Here is a 15,964-nt window from a genome sequence, read left to right on the forward strand (position 1 = left end):
TCCGTAATATTTATTCACAGGCTATTACGCTCCAAAGGAGAGGACTTAAGAAGTGCGATTTTGAACCCTCTTCTTTGGAAAGGGCGGGGGCAGGCCCCTTCACCCTTTAGTCAATGTCTCTTTAAACCGGCTAAACACCAGCAAGGCCGCAACGCAAAGCACAAAACCGAAGATACCATTCATGCGCAGGCCGTAATCATGCCCGGGGTCTTTACCGTAAATGGTGAGGAATGCAAACAGCGCTATCCCCAGCGATTGGCCCAGCTTTACAAACAGGTATTTCACCGCGAAGAACATGCCCTCGCTGTTCTCGCCGGTTTGGTTGGCGTCGTTTTCGGCAATTTCGGCTAAAATAGCGTTGGGCAATATCCCCAGCGATGCCAGCGGGAACGACGCGAACAGCGCCAGCGTATAAATTTGCACACTGGCCGATACCGGGAATTTCCCCAGGAAAAATATCGCGACAAAAATTAAGCTCAGTAAGCCGAATGAAAACATGACGATGGGCTTTTTGCCGATCTTCTTAGACAGGTAAATAATTAACGGATAAAACAGCAGCGAGGTAAGTACCATTACGCCCATCATTACCCCGCCTTTTGTAGCCGGCAAACTTAACAACACGGTAACAAAATACAGCAGCCCGCTGGAAATGATGCTGAGCGCCATGTAGAAAGAAAAATCGGAAATAAGGTAGTACTTAAAATTACGGTTGCTGAACGTTTTTTTGATGGCCGGCAGTAAAGGCAGGTGCGTGGGCTTACTGTTGGAATATAGCTTTTCGTTAATGGTTAAAACCGGGATCAGCATCATCAGCCCGGCAAAAATACAGAGCGCCCAAATGGTGTACTGTACGGCCAGGTTGCGGTTGCCGATATGGAAACTGCTTTGCAGTACTTTGGCATAGTTATTTACCAGGGCCGCGATGATCATCCCGAGGATGAACCCTACCTGCTGAAACGAGGAGAGCTTTACCTTTTCGGATGAGGTGCTGGTTAGTTCGGGCAGCAACGCGTTATAGGGGATAATGTAGGTGGTCAGGCTCATAAAAAACAGCATCAGCGCAATGGCCAGTCCGTAAGCATTATACACGCTCTCGCCCTTAACTACCGGAAAAAACACCAGGCAGCAAAACACTACCGATGGCAGGATAGCCCATTTCATAAAAGGGATACGGCGGCCTGCCGGGTTTTCGCTTTTATCACTTTGCGAGGCAATAAAAGGATCAAACAAAGCATCAACCAGCCTGCCCGACGCGGCTATCAGCGGCAAAATATTAAGCACCCCCAAAATCAGCAATTGCGGCAACAGGGGCATCAGCCCGGCGTTTGACGGCGGCAGGTAAAAGTACGGTAGCATCACAATAATTAAATTGGTCATGATGCTCCAGCCAATCATACCGCTGGCATAAGCCAGTTGTTTGTTAAAAGGGAGTTTATTAAGCGCCATTAAAATGCAAGATGCAAATATTATGGTAATATAGAACGGGGCCAGACGGGATATTTACATCCGGATAAAATAACTCAGCCCGGTATCATTGCTGAGCCCGCCTTTACATCTTTTTAGGCGCTTGTGCCGCTCACTATCTGCGCCACGGTCAGTTTTTCCTGCGTGCCGCTCACCATGTTTTTTATGGTTAATAAGCCGCTGGCCATTTCATCGCCACCGATGATAATGACGGTTGGGATGCTTTTGTTATTGGCGTAATCCAGCTGTTTTTTAATTTTAGCGCCGGCGGGATATAATTCGGTGGCGATGCCTTTATTACGCAGTTGTTGCAACAGCTGCAGGGCATAGGTTTCGCCCTCGCTATCAAACGGACAAATTAATACCTGCGTGGTTTGATTGGTAGCCTCGGGGAATAGCTTCAGTTCTTCCAGCACGTCATAGATCCGGTCGGCGCCGAAAGAGATGCCAACGCCGGTCAGGTCTTTCAGACCGAACATACCGGTCAGGTCGTCATAACGGCCACCACCGCCAATGCTGCCCATTTGCACCTCGTTGGTTTTCACCTCGAAGATGGCGCCGGTATAATAGTTCAACCCGCGGGCCAGGGTAATATCCAGTTCCACCTTGCCGTTTTGCATGGTGAAACTTTTCAGGTAATTAAATACGATTTCCAGTTCGTCGCAGCCTTTTAAGCCTACGGCAGAATTGGCTAACACGCCACGCAGACTGGCAATTTTCTGTTCAGTAGTGCCCTGTAATAATATAATGGGTTTTATCTGTTCGATATTCTCTTCGGTAAAACCGCGCTCCAATAATTCCTTGCTTACGCCATCCAGGCCAATTTTGTCCAGTTTATCAATGGCTACAGTCATGTCGACTATTTGGTCGGCCTTGTTTACCACCTCGGCAATGCCCGATAATATCTTGCGGTTATTGATCTTAATGCTGAAATCCTTCAGTCCTAATTTGCTTAAGGCCTCATCATAGATCATCACAAACTCGGCTTCGTTCAGCAATGAGTTAGAGCCTACTACATCGGCATCGCACTGGTAAAACTCGCGGTAACGCCCTTTCTGCGGTCGGTCGGCGCGCCAAACCGGCTGCACCTGGAAACGCTTGAACGGGAAGGTGATCTCGTTCTGGTGCATCACCACGTAACGGGCAAAAGGAACGGTAAGATCGTAGCGGAGGGCTTTTTCAGCAATCTTGAAAACAAGGTTTTTACTATCGGCTGTAATATTATCAGGTGTAATTCCTGCATCAGATAAAAAGTCCCCGTTATTCAATATCTTAAATATCAACTTGTCTCCTTCATCTCCATACTTGCCGGTAAGCGTAGAGAGTTTTTCCATCGAAGGTGTTTCAATTTGCTGATAGCCATATTTGCGGAAAACGGTTTTTATGGTATCAAAAATAAAGTTACGTTTCGCCATTTCGGCCGGCGAGAAATCACGGGTGCCTTTTGGTACAGATGGTTTGATGGATGCCATGCGGGCAAAGGTACAAAAAGCTAATTAATCTATTTGAGTCACCCGGCTGGAGCCCACAAGTGTTCGGAAGATTAGAAAAAGGGGCGGGATTGCGCGATTCCCTCCCATAGGGAGGGTGTAGGGAGGGGTTTCATCAAGCGTAGAAAACCCTCCCTGCCACAACACAACCAGCCGCACCCCTCCCCGTGGGAGGGAACTAAGAATCTTCCGAACACTTGTGGGCTGGAGCCAAGCGACTGCATTGTGGCATTGCATGATATTTTTTAAAATTTATATATTTGAATATGCCCCTGATTGCAGAAACACCACGATTAATTATCCGCCATTTCCGTGCGGATGAGGAGGACGCCTACCTGGAGTTGTTCAGTGATCCACGTGTGAACGAGCATTTGCCCAAACGCACCGTTGAAGAGAACCGCAAGATCTTCCGCGATACGATAAAAGAGGATGCGGATGGGGCCGTCTTCAGCAGGTGGGCGGTGGTGAATAAAACCGATGGCGATTTGATAGGCATGGGCTTGCTGCGCTTTTACAATAACGAAGCGGATAAACTGGAAACAGGCTATGGCCTCCACGTAAAATACTGGGGGCAGGGCATTGCTACCGAACTAACCCATGCCCTGATTAACCATGCCAAAAACCACCCGGAAATTACAGCAATTGTGGCCGTTACAACGCCTGGTAATGTAGCATCGCAAATGGTGCTGGAGAAGGCCGGGCTAATTAGGCAAGGCAATATTGTGCGGAATAACGAGGAACTGGTTTTTTACAAGATGCAAATGAAATAAGCCGGTTATTTTTGATAGATTAGTTTTATTGAAAGCCCTGGTCGTTCCGTGTATACCGGGAGGTGTGCTCATCCTTAAATAACCCCGATTTAACCCGCAAAATATGTCATTGATCGAACCTGTCCGCTTGGATGCAGAGCATCCGCAAACCATAAAAAAATATTCGGCATCATTGCGTTTTTGGCATTGGGCCAATACCCTTGTCATCAGCGGTTCTCTGATTACCGTGCTGATCAATTCAACCATTACCGACCGGGCAAATGTCGCCCCGGTAGTCATAAACGCCCTGCAGGAAAAGGGTGTTACGGTAAGCGAGAAACAGGCCGGGGCAGTTGGGCACGATCTGGGCGATAAGGTTTGGGAAGTACATATTTATTTCGGCTATGCTTTGGCCGCGCTTTTATTATTCAGGCTGCTGCTGGAGTTTTTCCAGGTGGCCGATCAAAAGTTTATCCGAAAAATGAAGATCCTTTACACGCAATACCAGGCCGTGAAAAATAACCGCGAACTGGCCCGGCACGAACTGGCCGTAAAAACCATCTACTCTGTTTTTTATATCACACTGATCATCATGGCTATAACCGGTCTGTTTTTAGCCTTTGAAGACTTTTTTGCCCCCTATAAAGCTATCCGTCATGATGTGAAGGAAGTGCATGGCTTTTGCATGTATGTGGTTTTAGCCTTTATAGCGGTACACCTGGCCGGCGTATTTTTAGCCGAGCGCAAGGATAGCCCGGGCATCGTTTCGGATATGATTAACGGCGGCAAAGCCTGATTTTATTTCCCGGTGATGAGTTTGGCCATCCCGAAGGCAGCCCCCGCAGCCAGAGTACCGATGATAACCACCTTAATGGCCCCGCTTAATGCCGGCTGACCGGTCATTTTACTTTTAAAATACCCGAAAATAAACAGGCAGATTAAGGTTACGGCGCATGAATAATAAAGGGCTTCGCCGGCGTGGCTGATCAGGATATAGGGCGAAAGGGGGATGATACCCCCAACAATGTACGATGCGCCAATGGTGAAGGCGCTCCTGCTGGCGCGATTGGGGTTGGGTTCTTCCAGGCCCAATTCGTAACGCATCATAAAGTCTACCCACTTCTTTTTGTCTTTGGCCATTTCGTCGGCAATTTGCACCTGTAATGTTTCAGACAAACCAAATTCGGCAAATACTTCCCGCACCTCTAACTTTTCCTGTTCGGGCACACGCTCAACCTCCTCGTATTCGCGTTTTAGTTCAGATCGGTAATGGTCCTGCTCTGTTCTCCCGGCTAAAAAACCACCAAGCCCCATCGCAATCGACCCGGCAACAATTTCGGCAATGCCCGCTGTAACCACAAGGGTAGATGAGGTAATGGCCCCGCTCAAGCCCGCGGCCAAAGCAAAGGGTACCGTTAAACCGTCGGACATGCCGATAACAATGTCCCTGATGGTTTCCGAACTGCTTACGTGATGTTCATGGTGTTGCATGGGCGCGCGATTTGTAGTAAAGGTAGCAAACAGTTTGATCTTCGTTACCGGAACATTTTGACAGGACATATGTATTCTTTTATTATCTTCACCATAATGAAACACTTTTGCATATTGCTTTTTACACTTGTGCTAACCGGGTTTACTGTATCGGCGCAGGATCATAGAAATCAAATTAAACAAATAGCCCAATTAATTGCCGATGCTACAGTGAGGGGCGATTTTGGAAGTGTATTAGACCATACCTATCCCAAATTTGTTAATGCTCACGGAGGTAAGGATAGTGTATTAGCGGCTATTAAAAACGGCATGGAAAAAATGAAGGCACAGGGCACGCCACTGGAAATAACTAATGCAATAATCGGAACGCCCGGAGCAGAAGTTGAAATTGGTGAAACGATATACTGTATCCTACCCGAAACTATTAGCTTAAAAATGAATGGGCAGATCTATGATGCTACATCATCGTTGCTTGCCTTAAGTTTAGATAAGGGCCAAACCTGGTGGTTTTTAGATGCCGGCAACCCCGCGAGCTTAAGAAAATTATTACCAGATGTAGATAAATTAAATATACCTCTACAAACTGCGCCAGTCTTGCATAGCAATTAGTCCTATTAGCTATTTAAAAATACTTTGCGCCTTTTTAATCGTTTTCTCCAGATCAATCCCTTTGCCTAACACGCCTTTAAACAGGTCGCCGGTTTCCTTTAGCCGGTCGGCCGAATTAAAGATGGTGAAATCCTTCATCGTTAAACCCGGTTTTACTTCGTCCCAGGCCAGCGGCATAGATACCGTTGCGCCGGGTTTTGGCCGTAACGAGTATGGACCGGCAATAGTAGCCCCCGGGCGGTTTTGTAAAAAATCGAGATACATTTTGCCCTTGCGTTTGGCCACCATACGTTCCAGGCTGGTATAACCGGGGATCTGTTTGTGCACCAGTTCCACCACAATACGGGCAAACATCTGCGATTGATCGTAATCGTATCTGGCATTCAAAGGGATATAAATATGCATCCCGGTTGATCCGGAGGTTTTGGGATACGATGGTACGCCGATAGCATCCAGTACTTTTTTAACTTCCAGTGCGGCGGCAATTACCTGGTCGAAGGTGTTTTTGTCGGGATCAAGGTCTATCACGCAATAATCAGGGTTATCCGGCGATTGTACGCGGCTGAACCAGGGGTTCATTTCAATACAGCCCAATGATGCCATCCATAACAGGTACGATTCGTCCGAACCTACCAGGTATTCCTTATGCTCGCCCTCGCTGGTGGTGTAGGGGAACGTTTTGGTCACCCATTCGGGCGCTTTGCCCTTTACATCTTTTTGGTAAAAACTTGGACCGTGGATGCCATTGGGGAAGCGGTTAAGCGACATGGGCCTGTCTTTCAGATAGGGCAAAATGTATTCGGCTATTCGATAATAATAATTAAACATATCCCGTTTGGTAACGCCGTCTTCGGGCCAGTATACTTTACTCAGGTGGGTAAACTTCAAATCGTGCCCGCAAATTTTGCGTACCTGGGTTTCATCTTTAGGGTTGAGCAGCGTTTTCCGGTCCTTGTTTTTTGGCGGTTCAATGGCTTTGCTGTGTTCGGTACCGATTGCGTCCTGCCCGGCCTCCGCTATGGCTTTGTTGGTGTGCTCTGGTGTTTCCAATATCACGTCTTTTGCTTTTTTATCGATCCTTAAACCTTTAAATGATGCCTGCCTGAAGATGCCCTCGCTGGTTACTTCGGCAAAAGCTACTTCGCCAACCAGTTGGGGTTTCAGCCAGGTTGGCTTGGCACCCAAACGCTGCGGCCGGAAACGCGAGGGTTTATCCACATCGGGCACCACCTCAAACGGGCTTTTATCTGTGATCAGCGGCTTAAATTCGGCCATCATTTCTTTTTGCAGCTTATCCGAAAACCCGGTGCCTACCTTGCCGGCATATCTCAGCGTGCCATGATCATAAACCCCTAATATCAACGCGCTGAATGCCTTCGCGGTCCCCGCATTTTTGGTAAAACCGGCTATGATCACTTCTTGCCGGCGCTGTACTTTTATCTTCAGCCACTCTTTCGATCGCAGGTCTGATGTGTAAACACTATCCGCTTTTTTGGCGATAATGCCCTCCAGTCCAATCCTTTCGGCGGCCTCAAAAAATTCGATCCCGCTGGCCGCGAATACCTTGCTTTGGCGGATACGGTCGTCATTAGCCGGCATGATCTCCTTCAATATCGCCTGGCGCTGTATCAGCGGCAAGCCCATCAGGTTTTTACCCTCGTACCACAGGATATCAAACAAGTAATAAACCAGGTTACCATCGGCCTCGCTGCGCCAGTTTTGCAGCGCGCCAAAATCAGATACACCCTTATCGTTCAGCACCAGGATTTCGCCGTCTATTACGGCATTAATTTTCCAATCGTTTAACAGCTTGTTAATGGGGTAGTATTTATCAAAAGGGATATTGTTGCGGGATATCAGTTCGGCGCCGTCTTTATTAATAAAGGCTAAGGACCGGTAACCGTCCCATTTAACTTCGTATACCCAGTTGGGGTCGTCAAAGGGTTCATCCACCAGAGTGGCCTTCATCGGTTTCACATTCCGGGGGACGGCCGATTTTGGCGCGGATTTGATCAGCGACTGTACATCTACCGGTGTATCCGCATCGCTTTCGGCCAGGTCTTCGGCTACCACTTCCTCAGCAGGCTTGGCTACGGCTTTTTTTTTATTTGCCTTCGCGGATTTTTCTACATCCTCCTGGTGCCCGTGCTGCCAAACCCTTTCGCTGGTTTTTTCCATCGTTTCGATCGTTTTACCGGACAGCACAGACTTATCTTTTTTGGTAATATCCTTATCCGATGCAAATTCATCCTTGTGCTTGATCAGCAGCCAGCCGTTCTCGCCCATACCATGGGTTTTTACCAGGGCGTATTCGCCTTCCAGCTTTTCGCCGTGAAGTTTAATTTTTACCGAACCCTCTTTAAGTTGTTTCAGCAAATGTTTTTCCTGGGCCTTTTTGCCTTTAATTTCCTCAATTGGCTCGTACGTGCCCTCGTCCCAAACAATAACGGTGCCGCCGCCATACTCGCCCTGCGGAATAATGCCTTCAAAATTACGGTAATCAAAAGGATGATCTTCCACCATCATAGCCAGGCGTTTGGTTTTAGGATCGGTAGACGGGCCTTTGGGTACGGCCCAGCTTTTTAAAACACCATCCATCTCCAGCCTAAAATCATAATGCAGCCGGGATGCGTCATGCTTTTGGATCACAAACATCAGGTGGTCCTTATCCTTACTCATCCCGGCTTTTGGTTCGGCGGTTTTGCTGAAGTTCCGCTTTTTAACGTACTCTTTAAGGCCCATGGCAATACGGTTGTTTTTAAATAATAACAACAGGAAACTGTGAACTGTTTGACAGATATTTGAGCTAAACCATTACAGGATTTACTAACTTAGAGAGTCATAAGTATTAACGATAGTAAGGAAATCATAAAACCATTAATGATGGCAAAACCGATAGATACCGACCATTATATTGCCAGTTTCCCGCCGGCAACACAAAAACTTTTGCAGCAGGTGCGCGAAACCATTAAAGCAACAGCGCCCGGTGCTGTTGACGTAATTAGCTACAGTATGCCCGCCGTTAAGCTTAATGACAAGATACTGGCCTGGTTTGCGGGTTACGAAAGGCATATCGGGTTTTACCCGGGCTCATCGGGTATTGCGGCATTTCAGAAAGAAATAGCGGGGTACAAAAATGCCAAAGGCTCGGTACAGTTCCCGCTGGACCAGCCGATGCCTGTTGAGCTGATTACCAATATAGTAAAGTTTAAAATAGCAGAGAATTTGCAGAAAGCCGAAATGAAGAAAAAGCCACGCGGCTGATCACTTTTTTTCGGCCGAAGGCTGTACTAATTTGTAAATGATGATCAGTAATACAATTCCCAGTATTACGTACGATTCCCAGCGTTCAAAGTTTAAGGTCCACCCCAGCCCGCTTGATTTGGGAACAAATATAGGCCCCTTTTTAACCGGCGGCTTAACGGGCTCTTCTTCGTTAGTCAGGTTATCCATAGCGTATTAATGCTGCGATATGGGGACTGACACCCGGTTATCAACCAGCACTACTTTTAATTGCTTAGGATCAGTCACCACAATTTCGGGTTTACCTTTATAGTCAATGATCTTACCGGTAACGGTTACTTCTTTGCCCTTATAATCTACTTCGGGGTTACCTTTAAATTTCTCTTTATCGGCGCCGGGTATCATAACGGTAAGCAGTTGGTTGGGGTTGTAGCCGCCCAGGTCGAGCAGGGTCATTTTGTTGTTTTCAAAATATTTACCGCTAAAAACCTTTTCAGTAATGGTCACGGTTTCACCAATATGTTTGGCAGCATCCTTAGCGGCAATAATAGTTTGCGCCGATGCTTTAACAGACAGAACCACAAACAGCGCCAGTATGATGATATTTTTCATAATGTGAAGATAAATAATTTATAATGGATAGAAAAAAGCCGCATCACATTCTTAACCGAAGGGAAACCGAGCGGCCAAGTGCTTGCACCAGTTCGGGGTCAATTTGTATTTCGGCATCTTTTAATACCCAAACCCGCCGTTCGTCTTTAATTAATTCTACTTTTTCGCCGTTCAATAGTATCTCCAGCTCGGTAGTGTGCTGGTCTATTAATTTGCTGTTGATGATCTGGTAAATATAATCCTGATCATTAAATGTAATCCGTAGTGGTAATCCCATGCGCTTAATCCTTCGGGGGTAAAGATAGGTGTTCTCATCTAATCCCCCGTTTTTTAATATTATTTAACAATTAGGGGCTGTTTAGCTTAGTAGGCTTTACCACCATTTTCATGCGATGGATGCGTGCTTCCCGAGTTTTGAATGAGTATTTTACTGAGGTTATATAACATGCCATGGTGCAGGCTGGTGCCTTTGATCAGTCCCTTATCAAATAAAGCGGTTAAAATACTGTCGGTTTCGGCCTTAACCTGGGCCTCGTTTAATCCGGCATCCAGTTGATGCAGCTTTTGGGCAACATCGTCGGCGGTACCTGCACCCAGTTCGGCTAGGGCAAATATTACTTTATCCTTCCAGCTATCATTTGCATGATAAGCTGATGGGATATGCAGGGGTTTAAATTCGTTGTTAAAAGCCTCGTCAGAGATCATCTTTATCTGCTTAGTAAACAAGTTAACCGCCGGACGCGGATTTTGTTTAGTGGGTCATCATAATCGGTTACCAAACCCGGTATTGTTTACGATAATAACTCATCGTCAGCCGGATCATCCGGTTATAGGTACGCAGGCCGTGCGGCTGGTTATTGGCTTTTAAAAACTTATCAAAAAATAGCCCGCTCACCACTTCGGCCCCGCCCTGGTATTTGGTCCAGTAGGCGCTGTCGGTTTTAAAATCGCTGTAAACCAGGGGTGATATTTTTAATCGCAGCGCATGGTGGGCGGCCGTATCGCGCCTGCGCAGGTAACGCATAAACTCCTCGATCCCGGCATAATAGGCCGAGTATTTTAGCAGGCGGTCTTTTGCATTCACCCCGGCAACATAGCCTGCAAAGTTAGCCTCATCCTCGCGGGCCCAGCCGGCTTGATGGCCCATTTCGTGACAGGCTACAAAGGGCTTATCAAAAACCGGCATCTGGTAATTCAGCTGCGCCTCGGCAGTAAAAGGATTGTAATAGCCCGATGTCCCCATATAATTGAGCAGACTGCTAAACACAGAAGGCTTTATTTTTTGCCCCACGGCTTTAAACGCTGCCGATTTATTTCCGTAATCGTTCACTGCGGCCATGGCTTGCTGATAGATCTGGCTGTTACTTTGGTGCATATCGGCCGTACCCAGGCAGGCGCGCAGGGTGTTAGCGCTATCGATGATCAGTTCGGTTACCCGGGCTACATCTTTTATGGTATAAGTGGTATCGTTTAGCCCCAGCAGTTGCGCCGCGGGCGGGCGGTAATAATTTAGGCCCCAAAAGCAATAGAACCAGAGCCAGCCTATTTCCAGGCAGATGAGAAACCGCAGGGCCAGCCATCCGGCTTTTTTGGGTTGTTTGATAAATAGAAACCGCACCAGGCGGAAGGCACCAAACAATAGCAACAGGATAACCAGGATATATAAGATATCGCCCAGGCTAAATGGCAACAGATTTAACACCGGGCGCATGATATGGCATATCAGCTGGTAAAAACCGTGGTAGTAATACCGCTCTACCCAGGCAGTGCTTTGCCTGAAACAGACCAACAGGATGATCGGCAAGAGCAAGCCGATTAGGGTGATGATTTGTTTGGACGGGCGGCGTGGTTGTTGCATGACAGGGGTAAATATAAATATAAAAGCCAGCAACGCGATTTTGACCCGGGATGGACAATATTCCACCGGGCATAGACTATCTTACGAGCGCTTGCATCCCAGCCTGCAATTTATTAAACTTGTGCTTTAACAATACCTATAAATGAAACAAGCCTATTACCTCTGTCTGTTTGTTATTATCGTAGCCGCTTTACCGGCATGTTCGCCTAAAGGCCCGTACGCGCTCACCAATAAGGTATACACGCGCCAAAAGGATTCGCTGCTGACCATGGTGCGGCTGGAGCAGGCGCCTGTAATTATTGATAGTACCGGCGGGCAGGTGCCAACCAACTGGGTCGGTACGGTGAATTTCGGCGTCCGCAAGCCTAATTATGTCATCATCCACTATACCGCGCAGGACAGCCTGGCGCAAACCATCAAAACCTTCACGCTGAAGCGTACCGCCGTAAGCGCCCATTATGTGGTAGCCAAAAGCGGCCAGATCGTTCACATGGTGAACGATTACCTGCGCGCCAACCAGGCCGGCATAGGCAAGTGGGGCAGTATAACCGATATGAACAGTTGTTCGATTGGGATTGAGATAGACAATAACGGTTTTGAGCCCTATACTGATGCGCAGATAAATAGCCTGTTAGCACTATTGGCCAAGCTGAAAAAGGATTACAGCATCCCGCAAGCCAATTTTATCGGTCACCAGGACTGGGCACCCAAGCGCAAGCCCGATCCGGGTCCGCTGTTCCCCTGGAAGATCATGGCTGCCCACGGTTTCAGCTACTGGAGTGATGAGATCCTGGAACTGGCCCCCGAAAATTACGATTATATTACTGCATTAAGGTTAATTGGTTACGATACCAGCAACCCCAAAGCTGCCATAGTAGCCTTCAAACGCCACTTCGTTCAAAGCGATGTTACCCCCGAAATGACGCAGCTGGATTTGAATGTGTTGTATAATATTAGTAAGAAGTATTAAGAGAAATCAATCCCTCACCGAAGGAAAGGGTTGAGTGAGAGCGTGGGCCTATGCCTGGTTACTGTTTATCCGGCTCATTTGCCTACGGACGATTGTTCTTTTTCTTGATAAAAAGAACCAAAAATCAAGACAGCGCTAAGGCTTCCTTTGTCGCACAGGGCCTTGCCCGCATCATGCAAAACCACGGTACGCAAGAATTTGCCCCTGCTCTCGCTCGCACGTGGCCCCGCTTCAGGCAAATCCGCTTCCCTTTTCCTCCCACAGGCCAGCATCGTTTTGCCTGATCTTTCCGGAAGCCGCACCGCTGCCGGGGAAGAGAAGCGGAGCTTCGCTCTGTTAATCGGCCTTCGGCCGAATGGATTTGCCTATTGTCCTACCGATGCACCAAACCCTTAATAACCGTCCTAAATGCGGCCTCGGGAATCTTCGGGTACCACTGTCCCTGTCCAAGCACAAACCAATCGTAGAAGATAACCAAGCCGCGGTTTTTCTTTTTGGTTACTTTTTCTTTTGCGAAAAGAAAAAGTAACATCCACTGGCTTTCATTTACTGATTTACGCAGCCTAATGGAATGTGGAATAAACAACTCTGCTTGCCGAGGATTGCTTCGCACCTCGCAATGACGTGGTGGTAATAAAAAAGGGGTTCCGACTAATCGAAACCCCTTTTTATGTATGCTGGGCTAACTATTTTACTTTCCACCCATCCTTCAACGTCACGGTGCGGTTAAATATCAGCTTATCAGCCGTGGCATGTTTATCTAAAGTGAAATATCCTTTTCTCATAAACTGTACGGCGGTACCCATTTGGGCCTCGGCTAAAGCAGGTTCAACGTAGGCGTTGATGATCTGCAGACTGTCGGGGTTCAGGTACTCTTTAAAGTCGCCGTCCTCGTTACTGGGGTCTTCCACGCGGAAAAGGCGATCGTACAGGCGTACCTCGGCTGTATGGGCGTGGTTTGCGCTTACCCAATGGATAGTGCCTTTAGGGTTTAATCCGCTGGTATCGTTACCCGACTTACTTTCGGGGATATAGCTGCAATGTACTTCGGTCACATTACCATCGGCATCCTTTGTAAAGCTATCGCATTTTACAATGTAGGCATTCTTCAGGCGCACCATCAGGCCTACACCCAGGCGGAAGAATTTCTTTGGCGGTTCTTCCATAAAGTCCTCGCGTTCTATCCACAGTTCATTGCTGAAAGGGAATTCGCGGCTGCCATCACCACCTTCGGCCTCGGGATTGTTTTCGCCCGTAAACATTTCGGTTTGGCCGGCCGGATAATTGGTGATCACCAGTTTTATAGGGTCCAGCACCGCCATGCGGCGCCAGGTGCTTTTGTTCAGGTCTTCGCGTACGCAAAACTCCAGCAGGCTCAGGTCAATCATATTCTCACGCTTGGCCACGCCAATGCGCTCGCAAAACTCGCGGATAGCGGCGGCAGGATAACCACGGCGGCGCATCCCGCTGATGGTTGGCATGCGTGGGTCGTCCCAATCCTCTACATGGCCGTCATCAACCAGTTGCAGCAGCTTGCGCTTGCTCATCACGGTGTAGGTCATGTTCAGGCGGGCAAACTCGTACTGACGCGATGGGAACAGGTTTAGCTGCTCAATAAACCAATCGTATAGGGCACGGTGCGGGATAAATTCCAGCGTACATATCGAGTGGGTGATCTGTTCAATGGCATCACTTTGTCCATGCGCGAAATCGTACATGGGGTAAATGCACCAGGCATCGCCGGTACGGTGGTGGTGGGCGTGTTTAATGCGGTACATCAATGGGTCGCGCAGGTGCATGTTTGGCGATGCCAGATCTACCTTAGTCCGCAATACTTTAGCGCCATCGGGATATTTGCCGGCTTTCATATCGGCAAACAGTTGCAGGTTCTCTTCAACGCTGCGACTGCGGTATTCATTCGGTGTGCCTGGTTCGGTAGGCGTACCTTTTTGGGTGGCAATTTCCTCGGCAGTGCTATCGTCCACATAAGCCAGTCCGGCCTTGATCAGGGTAACCGCAAATTGGTAGAGCTGCTCAAAATAATCGGATGCGTATAGCTCCTGCGCCCAATCGAAGCCCAGCCATTTTACGTCGGCCTTAATGCTGTCTACATATTCGACATCCTCTTTTACCGGGTTGGTATCATCAAAACGGAGGTTGGTTTTACCATTATATTTTTGCGCCAGGCCAAAATTTAAACAAATGGATTTGGCGTGACCGATGTGCAGGTAGCCGTTGGGTTCGGGCGGGAAACGGGTTAATACCCGGCCGCCGTGCGTACCTGCCGCTAAATCGGCTTCAACAATTTCTTCTATAAAGTTTAATGATCTTTCTTCACTCATGTTAGGGCAAAAATAGTAAAATGCTTTGAATGTGCAGGTGTGCGGATATGCAGATGTGCGAATGAGGGATGCGTGGTTTAATACGACAGGCAGGATTTAAACACGATGGTAAGCGTAAAAACAAAAAGCGCGTAAGCGCCATTGTATTTATGAAAGCCTGCGGCCTGATTAAAACAAGCCCTCAATAATCGCGTCGGCTGTCAGGCCTTCGGCCTCGGCATGATAGCTGCGTACAATACGGTGGCGTAAAATAGCCTTGGCAATGGCTTGCACATCTTCAATATCGGGCGAGTATTTGCCGCTGATCACCGCATGGCATTTGGCGCCCAGGATCAGGAATTGCGACGCGCGCGGACCTGCGCCCCAGTTCAGCATTTTTTTAACCTGCGGCGTAGCCATATCGCCCTGTGGGCGGGTTTTAGTCACCAGCTTTACAGCGTATTCCAGCACATGATCGGTAACGGGGATATTGCGCACCAGTTGCTGGAAATAAACGATCTGCTCGGCGTTCAATATTTTATTTACTTCTGGTTTCAGGGTGCTGGTGGTGTTTTTTACCACCTGCAATTCTTCGGCAAAAGTTGGATAATCCAGCGAAACATTAAACATAAAGCGGTCCAGCTGCGCTTCGGGCAGCGGATAAGTGCCTTCCTGTTCGATGGGGTTTTGGGTAGCCAGTACAAAAAATGGCTGCGCCAGTTTGTGGGTAACGCCGGCGGCGGTAACCGCTTTTTCCTGCATGGCCTCTAAAAGGGCGGCCTGGGTTTTTGGCGGCGTACGGTTAATTTCATCAGCCAAAATAATATTGGCAAATATAGGGCCGCGGATAAATTTGAAGTTGCGGTCTTCGCCCAGTATCTCCGAGCCTATAATGTCCGACGGCATCAGGTCAGGGGTAAACTGTATCCGGTTAAAATTAAGGTCGAGCACCTGCGATACGGTTTGCACCAACAGTGTTTTGGCCAGGCCGGGCACACCTACCAGCAAACAATGCCCGTTACTAAAGATAGATATCAGTACAGATTTTACCACATCATCCTGACCGATGATCACTTTACCAATTTCATTCCTGATCTGTTGAAAGGCATTTTTTAAAGCATCGGCAGCTTCAACATCTGTACGGTGTTGCATAATTC

At 47.9% G+C, this 15,964-nt stretch carries 16 protein-coding genes; 5 read left to right on the plus strand and 11 right to left on the minus strand.

The annotated features are described in order from the left end of the window. Window positions 1-99 precede the first annotated feature (99 nt). Together AC07M6_RS07670 and hisS are read right to left on the minus strand one after the other, a co-directional pair. The gene (locus tag AC07M6_RS07670; RefSeq protein WP_494888406.1) at window positions 100-1,446 is read right to left on the minus strand and encodes an MFS transporter; all 1,347 of its coding nucleotides are present in this window, start codon (window positions 1,444-1,446) and stop codon (window positions 100-102) included. Window positions 1,447-1,559: 113 nt separating this feature from the next. After that, complete coding sequence (gene hisS / locus AC07M6_RS07675; protein WP_494888407.1) at window positions 1,560-2,936, minus strand: histidine--tRNA ligase; 1,377 nt, start codon at window positions 2,934-2,936, stop codon at window positions 1,560-1,562. A 284-nt stretch (window positions 2,937-3,220) separates the two neighbouring features. Here hisS and AC07M6_RS07680 point away from each other — a divergent pair, with 284 nt between their 5' ends. Continuing rightward, entirely contained in the window at window positions 3,221-3,724 is a 504-nt protein-coding gene (locus tag AC07M6_RS07680; RefSeq protein ID WP_494888408.1) for a GNAT family N-acetyltransferase, read from the plus strand. Between the two features lie 103 nt (window positions 3,725-3,827). Further along, window positions 3,828-4,499 (plus strand): cytochrome b/b6 domain-containing protein, encoded by a 672-nt coding sequence (locus AC07M6_RS07685; RefSeq protein WP_494888409.1) that lies wholly within the window; start codon window positions 3,828-3,830, stop codon window positions 4,497-4,499. A 2-nt stretch (window positions 4,500-4,501) separates the two neighbouring features. Here the strand turns inward: AC07M6_RS07685 and AC07M6_RS07690 are convergent, their stop codons facing one another. Continuing rightward, window positions 4,502-5,263, minus strand: a complete 762-nt coding sequence (locus tag AC07M6_RS07690) for a VIT1/CCC1 transporter family protein (RefSeq protein WP_494888410.1) — start codon at window positions 5,261-5,263, stop codon at window positions 4,502-4,504. A gap of 27 nt (window positions 5,264-5,290) precedes the next feature. On the opposite strand from AC07M6_RS07690, the gene AC07M6_RS07695 reads away from it, so the two are divergent. Next, window positions 5,291-5,803: a hypothetical protein gene (locus AC07M6_RS07695; protein WP_494888411.1), complete on the plus strand. Its 513-nt coding sequence runs from the start codon at window positions 5,291-5,293 to the stop codon at window positions 5,801-5,803. 9 nt (window positions 5,804-5,812) lie between these two features. Here the strand turns inward: AC07M6_RS07695 and ligD are convergent, their stop codons facing one another. Next, window positions 5,813-8,545 (minus strand): DNA ligase D, encoded by a 2,733-nt coding sequence (gene ligD, locus AC07M6_RS07700; protein ID WP_494888412.1) that lies wholly within the window; start codon window positions 8,543-8,545, stop codon window positions 5,813-5,815. A gap of 138 nt (window positions 8,546-8,683) precedes the next feature. Here ligD and AC07M6_RS07705 point away from each other — a divergent pair, with 138 nt between their 5' ends. Next, a complete protein-coding gene (locus AC07M6_RS07705; protein ID WP_494888413.1) occupies window positions 8,684-9,067 on the plus strand; it encodes an iron chaperone in 384 nt (127 codons plus the stop codon). Here AC07M6_RS07705 and AC07M6_RS07710 read toward each other — a convergent pair whose 3' ends face one another. From AC07M6_RS07710 to AC07M6_RS07730, 5 genes are all read right to left on the minus strand, one after another. Next, window positions 9,068-9,256: a hypothetical protein gene (locus AC07M6_RS07710; protein WP_494888414.1), complete on the minus strand. Its 189-nt coding sequence runs from the start codon at window positions 9,254-9,256 to the stop codon at window positions 9,068-9,070. A gap of 6 nt (window positions 9,257-9,262) precedes the next feature. After that, on the minus strand, window positions 9,263-9,658 hold the full coding sequence (locus AC07M6_RS07715) for a hypothetical protein (RefSeq protein WP_494888415.1): 396 nt from the start codon (window positions 9,656-9,658) through the stop codon (window positions 9,263-9,265). A 43-nt stretch (window positions 9,659-9,701) separates the two neighbouring features. After that, window positions 9,702-9,935, minus strand: a complete 234-nt coding sequence (locus AC07M6_RS07720) for a hypothetical protein (protein ID WP_494888416.1) — start codon at window positions 9,933-9,935, stop codon at window positions 9,702-9,704. Between the two features lie 86 nt (window positions 9,936-10,021). Further along, entirely contained in the window at window positions 10,022-10,363 is a 342-nt protein-coding gene (locus AC07M6_RS07725; RefSeq protein ID WP_494888417.1) for a hypothetical protein, read from the minus strand. A gap of 67 nt (window positions 10,364-10,430) precedes the next feature. Continuing rightward, window positions 10,431-11,516: a DUF3810 domain-containing protein gene (locus AC07M6_RS07730; protein WP_494888418.1), complete on the minus strand. Its 1,086-nt coding sequence runs from the start codon at window positions 11,514-11,516 to the stop codon at window positions 10,431-10,433. A 142-nt stretch (window positions 11,517-11,658) separates the two neighbouring features. Between AC07M6_RS07730 and AC07M6_RS07735 the strand changes: the two genes are divergently transcribed. Further along, window positions 11,659-12,486 (plus strand): N-acetylmuramoyl-L-alanine amidase, encoded by an 828-nt coding sequence (locus AC07M6_RS07735; RefSeq protein ID WP_494888419.1) that lies wholly within the window; start codon window positions 11,659-11,661, stop codon window positions 12,484-12,486. 686 nt (window positions 12,487-13,172) lie between these two features. On the opposite strand, the gene AC07M6_RS07740 is transcribed toward AC07M6_RS07735, so the two are convergent. Together AC07M6_RS07740 and AC07M6_RS07745 are read right to left on the minus strand one after the other, a co-directional pair. Next, window positions 13,173-14,828, minus strand: a complete 1,656-nt coding sequence (locus AC07M6_RS07740; RefSeq protein WP_494888420.1) for a glutamine--tRNA ligase/YqeY domain fusion protein — start codon at window positions 14,826-14,828, stop codon at window positions 13,173-13,175. 168 nt (window positions 14,829-14,996) lie between these two features. Continuing rightward, window positions 14,997-15,959: an AAA family ATPase gene (locus tag AC07M6_RS07745; RefSeq protein ID WP_494888421.1), complete on the minus strand. Its 963-nt coding sequence runs from the start codon at window positions 15,957-15,959 to the stop codon at window positions 14,997-14,999. Between the last annotated feature and the right edge of the window lie 5 nt (window positions 15,960-15,964).

It is taken from the genome of Mucilaginibacter sp. GW821-FHT07H05, assembly GCF_059418485.1.